At 54.0% G+C, this 21306-nt stretch carries 19 protein-coding genes; all 19 read right to left on the bottom strand.

All coding sequences use genetic code 11. The features are described from left to right. Positions 1-66: 66 nt before the first annotated feature. Positions 67-1539 carry a UDP-N-acetylglucosamine 1-carboxyvinyltransferase gene (gene murA, locus KZ483_RS03355; protein WP_220351364.1) on the bottom strand — a complete coding sequence of 491 codons (1473 nt, stop codon included), beginning with the start codon at positions 1537-1539 and terminating at the stop codon, positions 67-69. Between the two features lie 213 nt (positions 1540-1752). Next, positions 1753-2007 carry a DUF1146 domain-containing protein gene (locus KZ483_RS03350; protein WP_220351363.1) on the bottom strand — a complete coding sequence of 85 codons (255 nt, stop codon included), beginning with the start codon at positions 2005-2007 and terminating at the stop codon, positions 1753-1755. 291 nt (positions 2008-2298) lie between these two features. Next, positions 2299-5748 (bottom strand): S8 family serine peptidase, encoded by a 3450-nt coding sequence (locus KZ483_RS03345; RefSeq protein ID WP_258881520.1) that lies wholly within the window; start codon positions 5746-5748, stop codon positions 2299-2301. A 362-nt stretch (positions 5749-6110) separates the two neighbouring features. Further along, positions 6111-7691: an NADH-quinone oxidoreductase subunit N gene (locus tag KZ483_RS03340; protein WP_220351362.1), complete on the bottom strand. Its 1581-nt coding sequence runs from the start codon at positions 7689-7691 to the stop codon at positions 6111-6113. Between the two features lie 3 nt (positions 7692-7694). Beyond that, positions 7695-9326: a complex I subunit 4 family protein gene (locus KZ483_RS03335; protein WP_220351361.1), complete on the bottom strand. Its 1632-nt coding sequence runs from the start codon at positions 9324-9326 to the stop codon at positions 7695-7697. Beyond that, positions 9326-11197, bottom strand: coding sequence for an NADH-quinone oxidoreductase subunit L (nuoL, locus tag KZ483_RS03330; protein WP_220351360.1), 1872 nt, complete (start codon positions 11195-11197; stop codon positions 9326-9328). The genes KZ483_RS03335 and nuoL overlap by 1 nt, the downstream gene beginning before the upstream one ends. Positions 11198-11204: 7 nt before the next feature. Further along, complete coding sequence (nuoK, locus tag KZ483_RS03325) at positions 11205-11507, bottom strand: NADH-quinone oxidoreductase subunit NuoK (protein WP_220351359.1); 303 nt, start codon at positions 11505-11507, stop codon at positions 11205-11207. Between the two features lies 1 nt (position 11508). Next, a complete protein-coding gene (locus tag KZ483_RS03320) occupies positions 11509-12027 on the bottom strand; it encodes an NADH-quinone oxidoreductase subunit J (RefSeq protein WP_220351358.1) in 519 nt (172 codons plus the stop codon). A 2-nt stretch (positions 12028-12029) separates the two neighbouring features. Next, positions 12030-12485, bottom strand: a complete 456-nt coding sequence (nuoI, locus tag KZ483_RS03315) for an NADH-quinone oxidoreductase subunit NuoI (protein ID WP_220351357.1) — start codon at positions 12483-12485, stop codon at positions 12030-12032. A gap of 19 nt (positions 12486-12504) precedes the next feature. Continuing rightward, entirely contained in the window at positions 12505-13518 is a 1014-nt protein-coding gene (nuoH, locus tag KZ483_RS03310) for an NADH-quinone oxidoreductase subunit NuoH (protein WP_220351356.1), read from the bottom strand. Then, positions 13518-14618, bottom strand: coding sequence for an NADH-quinone oxidoreductase subunit D (locus KZ483_RS03305; protein ID WP_220351355.1), 1101 nt, complete (start codon positions 14616-14618; stop codon positions 13518-13520). The genes nuoH and KZ483_RS03305 overlap by 1 nt, the downstream gene beginning before the upstream one ends. Positions 14619-14624: 6 nt before the next feature. Beyond that, complete coding sequence (locus KZ483_RS03300; RefSeq protein ID WP_258881519.1) at positions 14625-15617, bottom strand: NADH-quinone oxidoreductase subunit C; 993 nt, start codon at positions 15615-15617, stop codon at positions 14625-14627. After that, entirely contained in the window at positions 15614-16132 is a 519-nt protein-coding gene (locus KZ483_RS03295) for a NuoB/complex I 20 kDa subunit family protein (RefSeq protein WP_220351353.1), read from the bottom strand. Before KZ483_RS03295 ends, KZ483_RS03300 begins: the two co-directional genes overlap by 4 nt. After that, positions 16117-16488, bottom strand: coding sequence for an NADH-quinone oxidoreductase subunit A (locus KZ483_RS03290; RefSeq protein ID WP_220351352.1), 372 nt, complete (start codon positions 16486-16488; stop codon positions 16117-16119). The genes KZ483_RS03295 and KZ483_RS03290 overlap by 16 nt, the downstream gene beginning before the upstream one ends. Before the next feature lie 222 nt (positions 16489-16710). Further along, a complete protein-coding gene (locus KZ483_RS03285) occupies positions 16711-17742 on the bottom strand; it encodes an FTR1 family iron permease (protein ID WP_220351351.1) in 1032 nt (343 codons plus the stop codon). A gap of 64 nt (positions 17743-17806) precedes the next feature. Further along, on the bottom strand, positions 17807-18610 hold the full coding sequence (locus KZ483_RS03280) for a hypothetical protein (protein ID WP_220351350.1): 804 nt from the start codon (positions 18608-18610) through the stop codon (positions 17807-17809). 182 nt (positions 18611-18792) lie between these two features. Further along, positions 18793-20343 (bottom strand): nucleoporin-interacting protein, encoded by a 1551-nt coding sequence (locus KZ483_RS03275; RefSeq protein WP_220351349.1) that lies wholly within the window; start codon positions 20341-20343, stop codon positions 18793-18795. Then, positions 20300-20482 (bottom strand): hypothetical protein, encoded by a 183-nt coding sequence (locus KZ483_RS03270; RefSeq protein WP_220351348.1) that lies wholly within the window; start codon positions 20480-20482, stop codon positions 20300-20302. The genes KZ483_RS03275 and KZ483_RS03270 overlap by 44 nt, the downstream gene beginning before the upstream one ends. 22 nt (positions 20483-20504) lie before the next feature. Next, on the bottom strand, positions 20505-21272 hold the full coding sequence (locus tag KZ483_RS03265; RefSeq protein WP_220351347.1) for a glycosyltransferase family 2 protein: 768 nt from the start codon (positions 21270-21272) through the stop codon (positions 20505-20507). Positions 21273-21306 lie beyond the last annotated feature (34 nt).

Here is a 21306-nt window from a genome sequence, read left to right as displayed (position 1 = left end):
TTCCAATGTCCACTATACGGGGTCTTGACCAGGCAAGCGGTACAGGGTTTTTTTAAGCAAATTATGTTATGCCCATGTCGGCTGTGCTTTAATTCGGGAAACTTCTTTCTCCCGTTTGTAATCGAATTCCGTTTCGTTCAGCTTTTCGGCTGCAGCTTCGCTTGAAATAACTGCGATAACCGCTTGCACCTCAGCTGCGGCGTTAACGGCAGCTTCCATCTTTCCGGCAATCACAGGCTCAAACGTTTCCGGTTGAACGGAAACCGTTACGAAAGGCTCCGCTACGTCAACCCTCTTAATGTTTGCACCCAATGACGCGAGCTTGCCGGCAATATCGACATAACCGCGATCCACATGGTGTATGCCGGTAATTTCCGTCTCCCCTTCCGCACTAAGTGCGGCGCAAACGAGTGCGGCACCCGCACGCAAGTCGGTGGCGCATACTCTGGCTCCCTTAAGACTGCGGCTTCCGCTCACAATGGCCAGACGGCCTTCCACTTTAATTTGCGCGTTCATCTTTTGAAATTCCTCAACATGCATAAAGCGGTTCTCGAAGACAGTCTCGGTTACGACGCTGGTACCTTCCGACATCATAAGAAGAGCCATCATTTGAGATTGCATATCGGTCGGGAATCCCGGATAAGGAAGCGTCTTGACATCCACCGCTTTCAGCTTGCGAGGAGCAGATACATGAATGCCATTATCCGTTTCGTTAATGTCAACGCCCATTTCCTGCAATTTAGAGATCACTGGCGCCAGATGATCTGCGATCGCGCCGTCAATGTGGACGTCACCGCCGGTGATGGCCGCCGCGATCATATAAGTACCCGCTTCAACGCGGTCGGGAATAACTGTATGTGACACGCCGCATAGCTGCTCGACGCCTTCAATGCGGATGAGGCCCGTTCCCGCACCTCGAACCTTCGCGCCCATTGCGTTCAAATAATTGGCGAGATCCACGATCTCCGGTTCTTTAGCCGCATTCTCGATTACTGTCGTCCCCTCGGCAAGAGCGGCCGCCATCATAATATTCTCGGTGGCGCCGACGCTTGCTACATCGAGATAAATCTTGGCACCCTTCAAGCGGCCGCTCGTACGGGCCTCGATATATCCTTGCCCCAGTACGATTTCCGCCCCCATCGCTTCAAAGCCCTTCAAATGCTGGTCAATGGGACGAGTTCCGATCGCGCAGCCGCCCGGCAGTGAAATTCTTGCGCGGCCCAGACGGGCAAGCAGCGGACCCATGACCAGGAATGAAGCCCGCATCTTGCGGACTTGTTCGTAAGGCGCCTCAAAGGATGTAAGCTGCTGCGCGGAGATGCGCATCGTTTCATTATTGTAGGATAATTTTCCGCCTACGGCGGAAAGCACATGTTGTATAGTTATGACATCGTCAAGAAAGGGAACGTCATTGATAATACTTTCGCCTTCTTTTGCAAGTAACGTGGCCGCGAGAATTGGCAGAACGGCGTTCTTTGCACCGCTTACTCGAACGTTTCCGGATAGTCGCTGGCCGCCGCGGACGATTATTTTGCTCATCTTAGGTTTCCCTCCGCGCGCAGTAGATTCTTTTGCATAATCGTGTAATATATGGTACCCTTCCAAGCACCTGAAATTCATCTTAACATTCATCTACATAAATCGACAAGGTTTATTTTCATCACGTTTAATCCGTGCATTTTATACTATTCGTAAAGCCATTCATTTTTCATACCCGTATCTATTACCCATTGTTAACATCTTTCCTCTTTGTTATTCGACAAGCCCTCTAAGCAGATTGGACCATTGCCAGTAATCAATGAGAAAACCGGCAAATAAATGCCCGAGTATGACGGCAAGCATAACCTGTAAAATACGTCCCCTCACATTGCGCGGCCTGCTCATTATGAAGTCCAGCTTAACGCCTTGCAGCGCATACCAGGCAAGCGTAATGGAGCACAACTCGATTATTATCGACACCAGGGCGTGAAGCCCGGCGCTTGTAAGTACCGGATCCATGTCGTTCATATCGGATTCTCCTCAGGGTTTTGCGGAGCAAAACCATCATCGTAAGCGTAAGCAGGGTTTTGCGGAGCAAAACCATCATCGTAAGCGTAAGCAGGGTTTTGCGGAGCAAAACCATCATCGTAAGCATAAGCAGGGTTTTGCGGAGCAAAACCATCATCGTAAGCATAAGCAGGGTTTTGCGGAGCAAAACCATCATCGTAAGCATAAGCAGGGTTTTGCGGAGCAAAACCATCATCGTAAGCGTAAGCAGGGTTTTGCGGAGCAAAACCATCATCGTAAGCGTAAGTCCCATTACCCTAATGCACGTCTAAGGATTGCAGCGAATTCCGCCCGGCTGGCTGTTTGCTCGGGCCTATACCGCAAATCGTCATAGCCGCCGATTAAACGCTTCTGCTTAAACGCGGCAAGCGAAGGTGCGGACCAGCGCGCGGCCTCCACATCACGGAAAGGTGCGGAGAGCGGTCTTGCTGTCGGAACCTTCAGCGCTCTTGCTATCATTACCGCCATTTCTTCTCGCGTTATGACGCCGTCCGGCGCGAATGTGCCGTCCGGGTAACCGCCGGCCCAACCTGCATTCACGGCAATTGCGATCGATTTGTATGCCCAATGATCGGCCTGAACATCTTTAAAGCCGGTCTGCAGCGAACCTCCCGGATTGAACGCCTTTACGAGCATTGATACGGCTTCTGCGCGCGTGATGCCTTCATTCGGATAAAAACGGCCGTTTCCGCGCCCTTTCACGATGCCTTGTTTATTAAGCGCTGCGACGTCCGACTCGGCCCAATGGCCTGAAATATCACGAAAGCCGGCCACTATCGGCTGCGCATCAACGCGGAGGCCGTAATATTGTTTGTCGAACGCCGTGCTCCCGGTAACTTTAATATAATATAATCCGGGTTCAAGCTGCTTCTCGCCCGTCATTTCGCTCCGGTGCCAATCCGATTGGATGGAGAAGACCTGCTTCTGACGCTTATCCACCGCTTGGGCCTTCATTTGTATACCTTCCGGAATTTCCTTAATCGTAACTCTCACGTAGCTCTGTTTGGTAAGACGAAGCTGGTACCAGTCAACGTCGCTGGACGTGCCGATCACACCGACGTAATCGGAGCCCGGCCTTATACCGGTCGCTTCATAGGCTTTATTATTCGGTTCGTTCGGGTCCGTATATTTTGTTTTGAAATCGAGCTTCAGCTGGTATTGCCCGGTTGTCGGGCTTGCTTGCGCTGACATCGCGTTATAGACCCGAATGTAATAAGTACCGGGCGTGATATTGACGAGTTTTGACGTCTCGTCTTCGCCTTCACCGTTCTCATCGATTTGTTGAAGAACTTCATCCGTCCGTTGAATAGACATTGACGGATCGATTCGTACCGAATCGGTTGACAACATGAGTTTCAGCGTACCGCCCGTCTCAAAATGAATGGCATACCAGTCCCGGTCACCCGTCTGATGAAAGTTCCCTATAATCGTTTGCGAGCGCGGTTTGAGGGAAGAGGCCTGGTACTGTTTGTCGTTCTTCTCGTAAGCGTCGGGTCCGCTTTCAAATGCTGATGTCAGCAGATAAGGCAGCGGCGATGTGATCTGTTTATCAAATAATTGCAGCTCAAAATAATTGCGCCCCTTCTTCACATGCCATTCTACTGTTTGGTTTCCCAGCTTTGTTTCTTTGGTTCCTGTTGCCGAGTACCCTTGATAATGGGTCATTTGGACCGTCGGCTTTGATTGGCCGGCCGATGTAATCCCTTGAAATTGAATGGAAATGATACCGTCAAAGGGGGCATCGACTGTGTACCAGTCTTTGTCCGTACCGCCCGCGAGCTGCGCCGATATTTTGGTCCCGAGAGGAAAACGTTTTGCTGTATCCCGGCGGTTATTCGGCTCGTAGGCATCGTCTTTGAGGACGGATGTAACCGCGCGGTTAATTTGCAGCAAGCCGTAGCCGCTGGCATTATCAACCCCGGCAGGACCGATATCTTTTGCGCTCTGCCGCAGTGCGGCGCGGACTTGATAAGGCTTGTAATCCGGATGCATCGCCCATACCAGTGCCGCCGCTGCCGCTGCTTGCGGCGCCGACATCGATGTTCCTTCCTGACGCGCGTATCCCCCGCCTACTGCGGTCGTATACACGTTCCAAGGAGCTGCAATATCGATCTCCGATCCCGAGTTGGAGCGCGGCTCCGGCTTGTTTGCGGCCGTGGCTCCCGCTACTGCAAGCACGCTCGGATAGGCTGCGGGATATTTCACTTCCGCCTTGGAGCCCAAAGCAAGGCCGTCGTTTCCGCTGGCGGCAACCAGCAGGACGCCCTTGGACTCCGCGTATAACACAATATCTTTCATGTAGGACGAATATCGGTAGAGGCCCACCGAGAGCACGACGATTCGAGCACCGTTCTTCACCGCATAAAGAATTGCTGCTCCGAGCCGTTCCTCATCGCCGTAGCCATCCTTATCCAGCGCTTTAATCGGCATTATCTTGGCTTTCCAGAGTATACCGGCAATCCCTTCGCCGTTGCCCCCTTTGCCGGCCAATACACCCGCGACTGCCGTTCCATGGCCGTTATCGTCTTCCGGGGGCTGTCCCGTGTCCACAAGGTTCGTTCCTTCGACGAGATTGTCTTTCAAATCAGGATGGTCAAGGTCGACGCCGGTATCTACAAGGCCAATCGTCAAACCGGTTTGATCACGGACCGTTGCCCATGCTTGTTTTGCCCCGATTTGATCCAGATAATGCTGCTTCGGCAGATGCGGATCGTTAGAGGATACTGCGGCAAGCAGCGCTACCCGGCTGTTCGGCTGGACATACTCGACGCCCGGCGTTTCGCGAAGCAGCCGGAGCCACTGGTCCGTATCCGCTGCCGGATCGGCCGGACGGATTAACTCCACCGCCGCCGGCACCGATTGGCGGCGCAGCACACTCGTACCCGGCAGCGGCTTCGCCTGCGCAGGGTCGCGCCATTTGAGGAGCCAGCTGCGCGGCTCCTCCCGGGCGCCGCTTGCGGCGCTCACGGCGGCCTGCTTCGCACGGCCGCCGTCCGCCGCCGAAGGCGGCGCGGCCGCGGGCGCGGCATCTGCTGCGGCGGATACCGCCGCAGCAGAGACGCCCCAGAGCAGCAGCGCTGCGAGCGTAGCGTGCAGCGCTGTTCGGGCGGCAAAGCTCCGCGCCGGCTTGCGGCAGCCGGAACGCCGCGAACGGCTGTTTCGCAGGCCGGGCGTCCCTGGCCTGCCCGGAGCGAGACGATCATCTTCAGTTGAACGCCTCGTATTAACTTCACCCGATCTGTCCGATCTGTCCGATCTGTCCGATCTGTCCGATCTGTCCGATCTGTCCGATCTTTCCGATCTTTCCGTTCCGTCCGTTCTGTTCGCCCTCTCCAATCCGTCCGCGCTCTCCAAACCGTCCGCGCTCTCCAAACCGTCCGTCCTCTCCAATCCGTCCGCTTTCTCCGGTCTGTCCGTCAGGCCGCTAACCGCTGCTCTCTTGCCTTCCTCTGTCTGCCGCACATACACTTCTCCCGATCTTCCCGCATACCTGCTTATTTCGTTTCTTTTAGAAGCTGACGTACGACGTTCACTCGTTTCGCCCCGTTCCTTTATGACAATCAACGCACGCACTGCATCCAGCGGCATGAACAAACAGGCCTTCACATTTAGATTCAGCTTTTTTCTCATGCCGTCGAAGGCTTTTTCCGTTCGTTTTAAATTGTTTTTGGAGTGCGTATCCCAGTGAATTTCGTTCATCATATTCTGCCTTTAACCTGCAAATTGGTATATGAAACTTTTTCGCTTTTGAGGCGTCGATCTCCTTTTGGTAAATTATTTAAATCTTTATAAAGAGTAGATAGTCCTAGCTCTCTATCAGCTCTCACAACGATAATATGCGCCGCCATTACTGCTTAATATTAAATTTATAGAAAAGAGCGGGGATAAGCCTTGCCACCAATCTTTGCAGTATCCGGCAAACGGTCTAATCACAAATACTCCTTGCACTGCATGTACGCCATATTTTCTTTCCTTTTCACAAAAAAAATCCATACCTATACCAAATAGGCATGGATCCCCGATACAAGCACGCCGGACCTTTCAGCGTCTTCCTCTTGCCGCATTTAACGGATAAACAAGTCCCCTAGTATGGAAAAGTGTCCGTTCACCCAGTCCATGACAGGGCCGGGTACGATGCCGAGCGCAACCGTCAAAATCGCACACAGCCAGATCGCAATTCCTGTTGTAGCAGGTACTTGCACATCCTTTTCCTCGCCGGTGGAGCGCATGAACATTTGACGGATCACCCTGAAGTAGAAATAGTACGAAATTACACTGCTTGCTACCATCACGGCAACAATCCAATAGGCCTTCGACTGCGCTGCCCCGAGAAGAATGAACAATTTACCGAAGAATCCCCCGGTAACCGGCAGCCCGGCAAGAGACAATACGAACACGATCATAGCGCACGCCGTCCACGGTGCCCGGAAGTATAATCCCGCGAAGCTGCTGACCTCTTCGTGTCCAGCCGCTTTGCTGACAACCGAGAAGACTGCAAACGCCCCGACGTTCATCAGTAAATACGCCGCAAGGTAGAATGCGAATTCACCGAAGTTGGACGCGTGCATTCCTTTCAGGGAGACTCCTACTGGGACTAGCAGATAACCCGCATTGGCTATTCCCGAGAGGGCCATAAGCCGCTTTACATTATACTGCTTCAAGGCTGCCGTCGAACCGATGATCATAGCCGCTGCCGCCATTATGAGAAGGGTAAGGAAGATATCATCAGCAATCGGTTTATCGGGCGTAGATGCATAGAATGCAACATTGAAAACGATACGAAAAATCACTGCAAACGCAGCGCCTTTGGAGACGACCGCGAGAAAAGCCGTAATGGGCGTCGGCGCTCCTTGATAAACGTCCGGTGCCCATGCGTGAAAAGGCGCGGCCGCGATTTTTATTCCAAGCCCTGCCAGAATGAAGAAGAACGCGACATATAGTAGCGCCGCAAAATCAGCAGCATGCTGCTGCACGCCCTGGGCGACGGCGCCGAGGTTCGTCGCCCCTGTAATCCCGTACAGATAAGACATGCCGAACAGAATCAGCGCCGTGGAAATGCCCCCCGTCACGACATATTTGAACGCCGCCTCCGACGACTTTACGGCATGCTTGCGCATTCCGACGAGCACGTAAGTCGTGATGCTGAGCAGCTCCAATCCGACGAATAACGTAATCAAATCTCCGGATGATGCCATGATCATCGCCCCTACGACCGCCGGCAGGAGCAGGTAATAAAACTCACCTTTATTCGGTATTTCATCGCGTTTCACCGTACCCAGACTCATGAGTACGATAAGGGCTGTAGCGACCAAAAACACGATTTTTAAAATGCTGCCGAAATCATCTATCCTGTAGCTGTCGGCAAGCAATCGGATTGCACCGCTCACCGGCTGTCCGTTCGCATCCAGCGCCGGCACTTTGCTGTTCATATCGATCAGCCGCCAAACGACGAAACCAAGCGACGTCAACAGCCCCCCGAGCGTCAGCCATCCGATTACCGTCCGGCTCACGCTTCGCGGCATTGCCAGGTCAATGACTGCGAGTGCAATGGTAAAGGCGATCAATATCCATTCAGGGGCAAGATAGGCGGCATCACTCCATGTGAAAGGCGCAAGCGGTGCGAGCTGCTGTTGAGTTACATCCATCGTCTATCCCCCCGCCTTCCCGTTAAGTTGCTGCAGCAGCGCATCGAAGCCATGCTTCATTGGTTCAGTCAGCACTGCCGGATAAACTCCGATCAGCACGATAAATGCCAGCAGGGCAATCATCGGCACCGCCTCAATGAGCCTCGCATCGCGAAGCGCGCCGTAACGCTCGGGCATTGGTCCGAACGTAATGCCGAGGACGCTGCGGAGCACATATACAGCCGTCAGAATCACGCCAAGCACTGCAACCGCCGTGAGGACTCGCATCGAGCCGAATAAACCGAGCAGCGACAGGAATTCTCCGATAAAGCCGGATAAGCCCGGCAGTCCCAGTGATGCCATACCCGCCGTAAGCAGAATGCCGCTTATGAACGGCAAGCTGCGGGCAAGTCCGCCCAGTTCGTCAAGTTCCGTCGAACCGGTCCGCTCATACAAGCTGCCGACAATCAGGAACAGCAGTGCAGAGATCAGACCGTGGGAAACAAGCTGAATCATGGCGCCCTGCAAACCGATTTCATTAAACGAGGCGATGCCCAGCAGTACAATACCCATATGGCTGATCGACGAGTACGCGAGTACCATCTTGAATTCTTTCTGGACGAGCGCCAGAATCGCGCCGTAAAGAATATTAACAACACCAAGCACTGCAATCACCGTTGCCCAGTGGCTCGCCTCGGCGGGGAATAGAAATACACCGAACCGCAATAAACCGTAAGCGCCCATCTTGAGCAAAACCCCTGAGTGGATCATAACGACCGACGGAGGCGCCTCCGCATGGACCCTCAGCATCCACGTATGGAATGGGAAGATCGGCAGCTTGATGCCGAAGGCGATGAGCAGCAAAATAAAGACCGTCCAGCGCATCGCATCCGACATATAGAACGGGTTCGCCGCCCCTTGCGTCTGGTCCGGAGGCATGTTGACATACGATTCCGGGTTAGTCAGGTTATCCTTTATCACTTGGTAGTCGCCGCTGTAATACAGATGCGCCTCCTGCTTACCGGCCGGCTGGTCTACTTTAAAGCCGGCCGTAGAGACCAGGAGGATAAAGGCAAAAAGCATTATCGCCGAGCCGAGCCCATTATAAATCAAGAATTTGTTCGCCGCTCTCTCGCGGTTCATGTAACCCCAAATGCCGATCAGGAAGAACATCGGGATAAGCGTAAGCTCGAAGAATACGAAGAACAGGAAAAGGTCCCTGGCAAGAAATACGCCCAGCATGCCGATTTCCAGCAGTAAAAACCAGATGTAAAACGATTTCCACCGTTTCTTGATATAAACAGATGCAAGCGCAGCCATGGTCGTTACGATCGTCGTGAGCAGAAGAAGCGGCAGCGACAGCCCGTCAACGCCCATATGATATTCGAACTTGTACGAATACGAAGTCACGTCGCCAACCGCTTCCTTGTTAAGCGAAGCGTCGACCCAGGTCGCTTTCTCTTCATAGGGCTTTCCGCCCTTAGCCCCGTCGAAATCGGCATAGAGCCATAGAGACAGCAAGAGCGGAATTAATGTTGCGGCAATGGCTGTTACTTTCAACCAGCGGCTGCTTTGTTTCGGCAGCAGCAGCAGAACGATAATCCCAAGCAGAGGAGAGAAGGTAATGAGCGATAAAATCGGGAGATTGGACAGCATTACCAGAACCTCCTTCCGACAACTGCGGCGATAAGAATGACAAGCCCAAGCACGGTAATCAAGCCGTACGTTTGGACCTGACCGTTCTGCATGCGTGTTCCGCCGCGTCCCAGAAGAACCGCAGTCCCTCCGGCGACCCGTACAAGGCCGTCGACAATGTAATCGTCAACCGCATTCAGCAGACGGCCCATGCCGCGCAGCGATTGTACGAATATTACATGATACAATTCATCGATGTAGTACTTGCGTTCAAGCAATCGGACAAGCCAAGGCGCACGGGAAGATACCGCATCTCTGGAAATCGTTCCTTTCGCGAAGACCAGCCAGCCAAGATAAATTCCGAGCGCGCCGACCGCAATCGAGAGGACCATTACCAGGCCGCCGCCGGAGTGCTCCGTTTCCGCACCATCGGTCAGCCATGAAGCAAGCGTGTTGTTCCACGGCGTCTGCACGAAACCGGCTACAGTCGCAAGAACGGCCAGTACGATAAGCGGCAGCGTCATGGAAATCGGCGACTCGTGCGCCTGCTGATTTCCTTTCGGTTTACCGGTGAACACAAGGAAGAATAAACGGGACATGTAGAATGCCGTGAAGAATGCGGCTATTACACCGATCACGAAGAGTGCCGGCTTCTCATGCAGCGCAGTCGTCAGTATGTCGTCCTTCGACCAGAACCCTGAAAACGGCGGGATGCCCGACAGTGCCAGTGAACCGATCCCGAACGTCCAGGCGGTAATACGCATTTTGGAGCCCAATCCGCCCATCTCATTGATATTCTGAGTATGTACGGAATGAATGACACTGCCGGCTCCGAGGAACAGCAAAGCCTTGAAGAATGCATGGGTAAGCAGGTGGAAAATACCCCCGGACAATGAACCGAGTCCAAGAGCCATCATCATATAGCCCAGCTGGCTGACGGTTGAATAGGCGAGAATCCGTTTGATATCGTTCTGTGCGACACCGATCGTCGCTGCGAATATCGCCGTGAATGCCCCTACATAAGCAACGGTATTCATCGCCGCCTGAGAGGCTTCAAAGATATCGAAGGTTCTTGCAACCAGATACACGCCGGCGGCAACCATCGTTGCTGCATGAATGAGCGCACTGATCGGCGTCGGTCCTTCCATTGCGTCCGGCAGCCACACATGAAGCGGGAACTGACCGGATTTACCGACTGCACCGACAAAAATAAGAATGGCGATCAATGTGGTGACGCCCGCTGCGATTGTGCCTGTTTGGCCGTCAAAGACGTTCTGAATGTGTACGAAATCCAGTGCATGGTCAGGCATGTACCAGTAAAGCAGCAGGATCGCGATAAGCAGGCCCGCGTCGCCGATCCGGGTCACGATAAACGCCTTTTTGGCGGCGGCCTTCGCTTCAGGCTTCGCATACCAGAACCCGACAAGCAGGAACGAGCATACGCCGACAAGCTCCCAGAAAATATAAAGAGTCAGCATATTGTCCGCCAGTACAAGCCCAAGCATCGAGAACGAAAACAGTGCGACATAGCTGTAGAACACAGAAATCCGTTCGTCGTCTTTCATGTAGCCTGCCGAGTAAACATTGACCAGGAAGCTGACGGTCGTCACGATGACAAGCATGAGCGCCGTGAGATTCGTCACTTCATAGCCGGCATTGATCTGAATGCTCCCGAGATCAAGCCATTTAAATCCGTATTGGTAATATTTCGTCCCATCCGCCATGTGCTCGATCAGCACCAGAATTGAAACCACAAGCGCCGCGAGTGAGCCGGCCGTGCCAAGCGTAACCCCAAGAATCCGCTGATTTCGGCCGAAGGCGAGCATCAGCAGGAACGCGACAAACGGAAATAACGGAATGAGCCAGGCAATCTGCGAGAACGTCGTATCCACTTGTCGTTTACCTCCTCATCTCGTCGAACTCATCGACATTAACGCTGCCGCGCGCACGGAACAGCGCGATCAGCACGGCAATACCCACTGCCGCTTCAGCTGCGGCCACAGCAATAATAAAGAGCGTGAACATTTGGCCGGTAAGCGACGGCACGACACCATACTTCGAGAATGCGACAAGGTTAAGGTTGACCGCATTGAGCATCAGCTCAATGGACAGCAGCACCACAACCGCGTTGCGCTTCACAAGCGCCCCGTACAGACCGATGCAGAACAAAATCGCCGCCATCGTTAAATAGGAAGATAACAAGCTATTCCGCCTCCTTCTTGGCGAGCACGATCGCCCCTATAAAGGCGACCGTCAGCAGCACTGAGATAAGCTCGAACGGTACGATATAATCGGTAAACAGCCTCTTGCCGATTTCCATCGTATTGTCCGCGCCAGCCTGAAGGGACTGCTGCGGCTGCTGAAAGTCGGATTGCCGGATCGCGTAGAACAGGATGCCGAACAGCGCTAATGCGCCGATCGCCGTAAGCGTCTCCTGGAGAGGCCGCGGCTTCTCCGCTTCGCTATCCTCGTGCCTTGTCATCATAATGCCGAATATCATCAGAATCGATATGGCGCCCGCATAGATCAGCACCTGGACAAAGGCGAGAAATTCCGCTTCAAGCAGGACGAACATGCCGGCGATGCCGATAAAGACGGCCGCAAGCGAGACGACCATATAGACGACCTTGGTGAAGCTGACCATAAGCACGGCGCCGGTAATAATAATAACCGAGAAGACGAAGAACGCGACGAACTCACCGGTCAAGTTAATATTGAACATCCTTATTTGGCGCCCCCCTTCGCGGCTTGGGGAGCGCCGATGTTGTTGTTGTCCTGACGCACTTGCTTGTTATTATTGTCCAGCCACTCCCGGTCCTTGAACAAGTCGTCGCGGCTGTAAGTGGCGAGCTCGAAGTTGTTCGTCATGACAATCGCTTCCGTTGGACATACTTCCGTGCACAAGTCGCAAAGGATGCAAATCTCGAAATTGATGTCGTAAGTGTCGATGACTTTCCCTTTTTTGTCCGGATCGGGATTCGCTTTACCCGTCAGCGTGATGCATTCCGTAGGGCAGATGCGTGCGCATTGATTGCAGACGATGCATTTATCGGGCTCAAAATGCTGGATGCCCCGGAACCGGTCCGGCATGATAAACGGCACGTCGGGATAGGAAGTGGTGACTTTTTTTGCAGTCATCGATTTGAGCGTGACGCCAAGCCCTTTCAAGAGACCTTTCATTCCTTCTCCCTCCTAACTTTTACCCTTTAATGAACAGCTCGAGATAGACGGCTGTTATGAACACATTGAGTATGGCCAGCGGCAGCAGCACCTTCCAGCCCAGTCCCATCAGCTGATCGACCCGGATACGAGGCATCGTCGCCCGCAGCCAGAAGAGGAAGAACACGATGAAGGAGAACTTGAGCAGGAACCATATGATGCCAGGCACAAAATCGAGAAACGGGGCAGGGGCGTGCCACCCGCCAAGGAACAGTACCGTCGTCAAAGCGGCGATCGCATACACGTAAACATACTCGGTAAGCATGAAAAATGCGAACCGGAATCCGCTGTATTCGACATGGTAACCGGCAACAAGCTCCGATTCCGCCTCAGGCAGGTCGAACGGCGTCCGGTTAAGCTCCGAGACCGCAGCGATAACGAACACGACAAAACCGATAATTTGCGGCAGAAAATTCCACTGCCAGAACCAGTCGCCCTGCTGCTCGGCGATGGTGCGAAGGTTGAGGCTCCCCGAAACCATGACAACGCCTACTACGGAGATAACAAGCGGGACTTCGTAGCTGATCATCTGAGCGGCCGACCGCATACCGCCGAGCAGTGCGTATTTGTTGTTCGACGACCAGCCGCCGAGCACGATCGCAATTGTGGATATGCCCGAGAGCGCTACATAGTACAGGAGACCGACGTTTATATCTGCAAAATATAGCTTTTGAGTGTAAGGTATTACCGCCAGTACGGCAAAAGCCGGTACATATGCAAGCGCCGGAGCCAGAATAAACAAAACCCGGTCCGCTTTACGCGGAATCGTATCTTCTTTCAACAGCAGCTTCAGAATATCAGCTACCGTCTGGAGCAGTCCGAACGGGCCGACCCTGTTCGGACCGATCCGCAGCTGCATCCAGCCGATAACCTTACGCTCGAAATAAATCGCGTAGGTAACAAATCCAAGTACGATACCAAGCAGCACGACGCCCCACAGGAAGAAAATAAGAGCGTTGCCCCACGTTAGCGTTTCGTCCAGCCAAGCACCCATTAAGCGTCTACCTCCCCGACGACAATATCGATGCCGCCCAGAATCGTAATCAGATTCGTCATCGTCTCGCCGACAAGCAGCTTCGGCAGTATTTGTAGGTTGACGAAAGACGGACGTCGGAATTTAAGGCGGTATGGCTCCGCCTTTCCTTTGGAGACGATGTGGCAGCCGATTTCGCCGCGCGGCGACTCGATGCTTACATAGACCTCCCCGGCAGGCGGGCGGATGACGCGTGGAACCTTGCCCATGACTTCGCCTTGGGACGGGAACTGCTCCACCGCTTGTCTCAAGATACGCAGGCTCTGACGGATTTCCTCCAGACGGAGCAGGTAGCGGTCGTAGCAGTCGCCGGTTTTGCCGAGCGGAACGTCGAATTCAAATCGGTTATACAGGCTGTAAGGCTTCGCTTTGCGCAAATCCCAGTCGATCCCGGTACAGCGCAGATTTGCCCCCGAGAGACCGTAATCAATGGCAGTCTGTGCATCGTATGTGCCGATGCCCTTAATTCGGGCAAGGAATATTTCGTTGCCGCTTACGAGATTGTTGTATTCGTCAAGCTTCTTCTCCATATATGGAATGAAATCGCGGACCTTCTCGATCCAGCCGTCAGGCGCATCCCATTTCACTCCGCCTACGCGCATATAGTTATAGGTAAGCCGCGCCCCGCACAGTTCATTGAACAGATCGATGATAATCTCGCGGTCGCGGAATGCATACAGGAACGGACTCATCGCTCCGATATCAAGCAGGTAGGTGCCCCACCAGACCAGGTGGCTTGCGACGCGCTGCAGCTCCATAACGATAAGGCGCATAAACTCTGCCCGCTCCGGTATTTCAAGCCCCATCATGGTCTCGACGGCATGACAGAGAACATAGTTATTTGTCATGGCGGACACATAGTCCATACGGTCGGTATAAGGAATGATCTGGGTATAGTTCAAGTTTTCCGCAAGCTTCTCGGTTCCCCGGTGCAAATATCCCATAACAGGGATCGCCTCGGTTATAACCTCGCCGTCAAGCTTGACGATGATGCGGAAAACGCCATGTGTGCTTGGGTGCTGCGGCCCGACGTTAAGCAGCAGTTCTTCTGTACGAATCACAGCCTGTTACACCTCCGGGTCCAGCGGTTCATAGTCTTTGCGAAGCGGGTGGCCGACCCAGTCATCCGGCATCATGATGCGGCGCAAATCGGGATGTCCGGTAAAATCAATGCCGAGCAGGTCGAATATTTCCCGCTCGTTCCAGTTTGCCGTTGCCCAGATGGGTGCGGCGGAAGCTACTTGCGGCTTTTCCCGGTCAGTTTTCACCTTAAGCGCGTATTCTCGCTTGGTACTCAGTGACACCAGGTGATACACCACTTCCAGATGCGTCTCATAGTCAACGCCCGAAACATTGCGCAAATAACCGCAATCGAGTGAATTGTGGGATTTGAAAAGCCTGGCGACGTCCATAAAACGGTCGCCCTTAACGATTATCGTCGGCATATGGTCGTTCAGCTCATTGATATAAGCCTCTTCGATTGCATCTCCGGCAACCAGCGTTTGAATAAGCCCCACCGCTTCATCCAGCTGGGGCTGCTTCGGCGACGGTGCTTTCGGCTCGGCCGCAGCTTCCTCGCTTTCGGCTTTGGCAGCGGCTCGCGCGGCCCGTGCTTCTTCCGCGGCCTTCAGCTTCGCTTCCCGCTCCGGGTCGACCGCAGAAGTTTTGACTGACTGCGCGTCCTCGGACGGCGCAGCTTCCGGTGCGGCTTCGCCGGCAACGGCGCTGATCTTCGCGGCGGCTCTCGCAGCACGGGCATCCGCAGCAGCTTTGAGCTTGGCTTCGCGCTCCGGGTCAGCCTTTGGAGCAGCTGAGGCTTCAGCGGCCGATGCCTCCGGTTTTACCGGTTCGGATTCAGACTCGGCCGCAGCAGCCGGGGGCTTCGCTTCGGGAGCAGCCGCTTTTTCCGGTACAACCTGGTCCGCTTGTGCCTGAGCCGCTGCTGTATCCGACGGCTCATTATCGTTATTCCCGGCCTGTCCGACGTCATCCTTCGGCCGTTCATCGGCCTTAGGGGTTCTCTCTTCCTGTTCCGGTTCTTTTTTATTGTCGTCGCTCACCGGCTTGTCACCCGCTTCCCGGTCTTGGCTTCGTAGCGGATCTTCTCCTGGAGCTTGTTGATTCCATAGATTAGTGCCGCCGGATTCGGCGGACATCCTGGAATATAGACGTCAACGGGGACAATCTGGTCGACGCCTTTCATAACCGCGTATGATTTCACATAAGGACCACCAGCCGTAGCGCAGGAGCCCATCGCGATAACCCACTTCGGTTCCGGCATTTGGTCGTAGAGGCGGCGAAGCAGCGGACCCATCTTTTTCGTGACGGTTCCCGCTACAATCATCACGTCCGATTGTCTGGGCGACGTACGGAACATGACTCCAAATCGGTCAAGGTCATAGTGCGATGCGCCTGTGCCCATCATTTCAATGGCACAGCAGGCCAGACCGAACGTTAACGGCCAAAGCGAGTTGCTTCGCGCCCACGCCTTCAACTGCTCAAGCGTGCCCATAAATACATTGCGCTCCAGTTCCTGCCGCTCTTCGGGAGTGATCGATCCTAGATTGAATTCCATTTGAGCACCTTCTTTTTCCAGGCGTATAGAAGACCGATTAGCAAGAGCCCTACGAAAATTGCCATTTCAACCAGCACAAACAGGCCAAGCTGCTTGTATGCAACGGCCCAAGGATATAGAAAAACGGTTTCAACATCAAAAATTACAAACATCAACGCAAACAGGTAATAGCGGATGTTAAAGCGGACTTGACCTTCCCCAACAGGTTCATTGCCGCTCTCATACGTCGTCTTCTTCTCGTCCGTCGGCTTATTCGGCCGAAGCAAACGGCCGGCGGTCAACGCCACCACCGGGAGCAGGATGCCTAGCAAAATGAAGATCGTTACAATCACATAGTTGTTGATGTACTTCTCCACACAATCGCCTCCGTGCACAGTCGTATACAGGCGGGAAGGGGCCTCGCCACAGGTCAAATTACCCTCACAATTATAACAAAAGCATCCACCTGCGTCTATGACGTAGTTGAATGCGCTTCCGGGAGGTCCGGCGGAGAATGAACGTTCGCTTGCTCCCGCCCCTGATCGATGAAAAAAAAGGTTCCCGGACCGCTTGGATAGCGACCCGGAAACCTCATTAATTTAAACTTTGCTCCCCGAAGCAAGAGCGGGTTCGCTCTCGGGAATTCTGACGGAAGGCTCCTGATGGAGCGCTGTTGTGGTATTTTGTGCCGGAGCGCCATTCTCAGCGGAACTTGCAAGAGCCGGTGACGATTTGTCCTCCATCGAAGCGACTTTCTTCTGCCTAGCAAGCAGAATGAACACGAACACGAAATACAGCCAGTACCCGGCAAACTCCTCTACGGAAGGCGCCTCGGAATACCCGAGGAAGGCTTTGAAGAAAATGCCCACCTGTCCGTTAATGAGCGGATGATGTCCTGTGTCCCGAATGTAATTGGCCTCGTCTATCGGATGCTCGGGCATGAGCCATGTGATATCGTATACTTCACCGACGTCGCCGCCGGGAGTGTGATAGACGGTCCCAATCAGCTTCAGATCCTGCATAACACCGATTGCCTGTACGAAAAGTCCCGCGGCAATAAGGATGAGAAAAACGCTCGTCGCTTTGAAGAAGGTACCGATCTGAACTTTCTTGCTCCCTTTGAATACGACAAGCCCCAAAACCGCTGCACATAGAAGACCAAGCAGTGCGCCCCAGCTTTGCAGCGCTTGCGAAATGTCGCCTTGCGAGATAGCGGCAAAGAAAAATACCGTTTCGACGCCTTCGCGAAGCGTGACCAGAAAAGAATGAACGACCATATTAATCGCTCCGCCGGTTGTCAGAATGAGCTCCACTTTATTTTGCAGCTTATTTCGCATTTCGCGGTTTTGCTTGCTCATGAATAGAATCATATGCGTGAGCAAAGCGGAGGACACTAAGAGGATGCCGATACGCAAATAATCTTTGCTGCCCATCGTCGCATAGCCGTCCAGCACGGTTTGAAACACGAAAGCAACGCCAAAGCTGGCAATAACAGCCAATGTTACGCCGAGCCAGACCCACTTGCTCCATCTTGATTGACCGATCCGTTTTAGATACGACACAATGATTCCGACGATCAGGATCGCTTCGAAACCTTCGCGAAATGTGATGAGAAAAGCTTGCAAATTCATGGTGTAATCCACTCCTTAAAAAATGAGGCTTGAGCATTGGACAGCTGTGGTTCGCGGGTTATTCTCAGAAAAAGCCTCTTCGGCGGGCCCACCAGACGGCGCCGGCGCCTATGACGATAACTCCTCCGATGACGCCGATTGTAACGGAGGTGTTGGTTTTTTCAGCTCGCTCCATCGGAGCGTGTTTTTGCGTACCGTCAATCTCGCCGCCGTTGTTCGCGGTGGTATCGCCCGGCGCTGCGGTATTGCTGCTATCTGTATTAGCCTTACCGTCCTGGTAAGGGAACAATGGCTTAACCTCATCATAAATTCTGTTAACAGCAGTTTTAAGCCCTTCGGGATCGGCCTCTTTCTTGCCTACTCCGAACAACCCGGGATTGCCGATGTCGTCAAGCGCCTTATTAAAATCGTTATTAATGCCGGCGATTTGCTCTTTGGTCAGCTTGGCTTCCGCATATGGCTCGAGCGTCTCGAATGTCGCTTTCGCTTTGGCGAGCAGAAGCTTAGCCTGCGTGTAGTCTTTTATGGATTCGATCGCATTGTTAAAGCGCCTGTCAAGGTTCATGACAAGCAGTGCCTTGTAATTGGCGATCACAATATCCGCTTTACGGGATTCTATGTTCTTATCCAGTGTAGCGGCAACCGCTGCACCGAAGTGGGATGCGATTTCCGCACGCCGGGCTTTATGCGCTTCAGCTGCGGCATTCCAGTCGGCAGGGGATTGGTTAAGCGAAGAAACAATCAGCTTGAAGGTTTCAGCAACGTCTTCCTTGTTAGCATCCCCGTAAGAATAAGCCCAGACGCCTGTAGGGGCGAGTGCCAGGAAAAACGCAACGGCCAGCATCGCGGTTTTCAAAATTGAACGCATCGTTTCACCTTCTGTAGTAGTATGTCTTGTTATCCTGATCACGTAGACAATGATAATCATTTTCAATGAGAGTGTCAATATCTATTTGAGAGTAGTTTTCAACAATCCGTTGACGTTTGCCGTACTTCTGCCGGACAGGCAAATAGGAGCTCGCGCCTTGCGGCGAGCGTAGGACTCCCTTGTTAACGTATCCATTCGTATAATGTTATATCGTGATAGACCGGGTCGAATAAGGCCTCGCTCCTGAAAGAGGCAACTGCCTTGACCTTGCTTCGCAACGAGCCCACTTGAGCTTCGAAGCCGTTCAGAACATGATCCGTGAGCAAAATGGTCGCAGCGGGATTCGCCTTCACATCGGCAATAAAGTAGGAATAAGTCAGGATCTGGCGGTTTGCTACCGGCGTATGCAAATATTCGAGCACTCGCGTTTCCTCCCATGTATACACGACCGCCCGGTTAGTATCATCGGCGCCATATTCCTTGCTCAGCATAGCAGCAAGCTGATAGACGGCCGGCGGCTCGTCCGCCTGGCGTATCGCAAGTGCGCCGCCCTGCGCGCTTTGGAAGGCAATGACGCAGGCAGCGAGCACCAAGCCCGCCGCCTGCAGCGCCCGGCGAACCCTTACTCCGCGGACAACAGCCCGGGAGGATGCTGATCCAGGAGGCGACCCCGGAGCCGAATCAGGCTGAGGGATCGCGCGGAACACGGTAAGCAGCAGCAGCCAGATGACACCGATCAACGGTGTAATGTGGCGCGGCTTATCGATGTTTTGGGCAAGCAGCGCCCAAACGCCATAGGCGCCTGCCAGCACGGCGAGTGCTCCGGGCAGCGCCGGTCGGCGGAGCCATGCAGACGCTCGGCCCCGTAGGGGCAAGGGGTTGCTCTTGCTGCTGCTCAGGGACGCACTGCTCCCTGCGCGAAGCACCGCGGCAAGCAGCAGAGCCGCCGCAGCTGCAAGCAGCGGCATGGACCGGGCAAACATGCCGCTCCACAGCAGATTGTCTCCGGTGAAGCGGAATACCCGCTCGGCGAACGACATATGGTCGGCCGCGCTTACCCCGCCGCCCCAATCGCTGAAGTGCCCTTCCGTAAATGCGACAGCAAGCTTCGCAAACCCGATGACTCCGCCCTCGCTCAGCGCGAGCCTGGCAAGCCAGAGAAGCTGAAACGCCGCAGCAGCTGCGCCGAACCCGATTATTCGCGGCAGCATACGTTTGCCTTCGCGGCGCCAGGCGGCGCACCGGACAAAGAGCAGCCAAACAATCGCTAACCCCCACGCCGCGAACGACAAACGTACGCCCATCAACAGACCGAACATACATAACGCTAAGGCGGTTCGTCCCCAAGAGCCGCACTCCATGGCGCGCCACCAGCTCCACAGGAACCACCACAGCAGGGCGATGCCTGCCGCTTCCGACATCGGCCGCAGCGCTTGAAGCCATAAATAGGGTGAAGTCATAACGGTCAGCACGACAACGACCGACCATACCGGGGGCATAATTCTTCGTGCAATCAGCCAAACAGGCGCTGCGGATGATGCTGTGAGGAGTACGTTTACTACCCCGAACGCGTATACCGGATCGGGTACAAATTGGTGCACAGCCATCGCAGCCAATACAAAATAAGGATACCCCGGAAAATGAGGCTGCATGGCCAGTAAATCAAACCGGTCAAGCGCCAGCACAAAATCAACCTCGTCCCACGTCGCCGCGTACGGGCTCAAATGCATCAAACTGTACGCGGTCCAGAGCAGCACGAAGATACACACCGCAGCCGGGGCCGCTGTTGTTTTTAACCTGAAATTCCTCTCCCCGGCACACACCGCTCGCCACTCTCCCCGCATTGCCGCCGGACGTATGCCGGCCAGTCACATGTTCCGCTAACAGCGCATCCTTACTCCGCCACGTTCGTGCCGCCCTTGACAACAACCCGTTTGCCTCGCTCCGACTGAAGATCGCCGGTTGAAGCAGGACGGCGCATTTCTTTCCATATAGCCGGAAGTACAGCCCCGAGATACTTGCGGAATTTGATAAAAGATTGTCCATGCACACGTACCCGATAGCGAATGGGCACTTCCTCCATTCGGAATCCCTGCCTGATCAGGTTAAGCGTAAGCACCTGCGCATAATTGTAGTCGTGAATGATATCGGCGCGTTCCATCGCTTCGCGGGAGAATCCCCGCATCCCCGACTGACCGTCCCAAATGATTCGCCGCAGAAGCACCGCCTGGAGAAGAGTGAAGCAGATATTCCCGATCCGCCGATGAAGCTTCATACCCCTTATTTCGCCTTTAAAGCGGGAGCCCATCGTGTAGTCGGCCCGTCCCTCCCAGATCGGCGCGATAACCTCAGGTATTTGCTCCGCCGGATATTCATTATCCGCGTCTATCATAAGTCCGATGTCCGCGCCAAGACGTACGCAAGCCGCCAACCCTTCGCGCACTGCCGCTCCGAGACCCCGGTTATTCCCGAACTGCACGATATGGTCGGCCCCCGCTGCACGGGCGATTTCTACCGTCGCGTCCGTAGACCCGTCGTCGATAACGACGACTTCAACCTGCCAGCCTGTCCTTACCGCGCGAGGAATGCGCGCGATCACCTTGGCTATATTCAACTCTTCGTTATAAGCAGGCAAAAAAACGACCAATTTCCGCTGTTCCACGCTGTCCATCTTCTTTCTTGTCGAAGTTCTGGCT

The sequence above is a fragment of the Paenibacillus sp. sptzw28 genome, assembly GCF_019550795.1.
Taxonomy (GTDB): Bacteria; Bacillota; Bacilli; order Paenibacillales; family Paenibacillaceae; genus Paenibacillus_Z.
The sequence above is the reverse complement of the archived record's forward strand: the minus strand, read 5'-3'. Positions and strand labels throughout refer to the sequence as shown.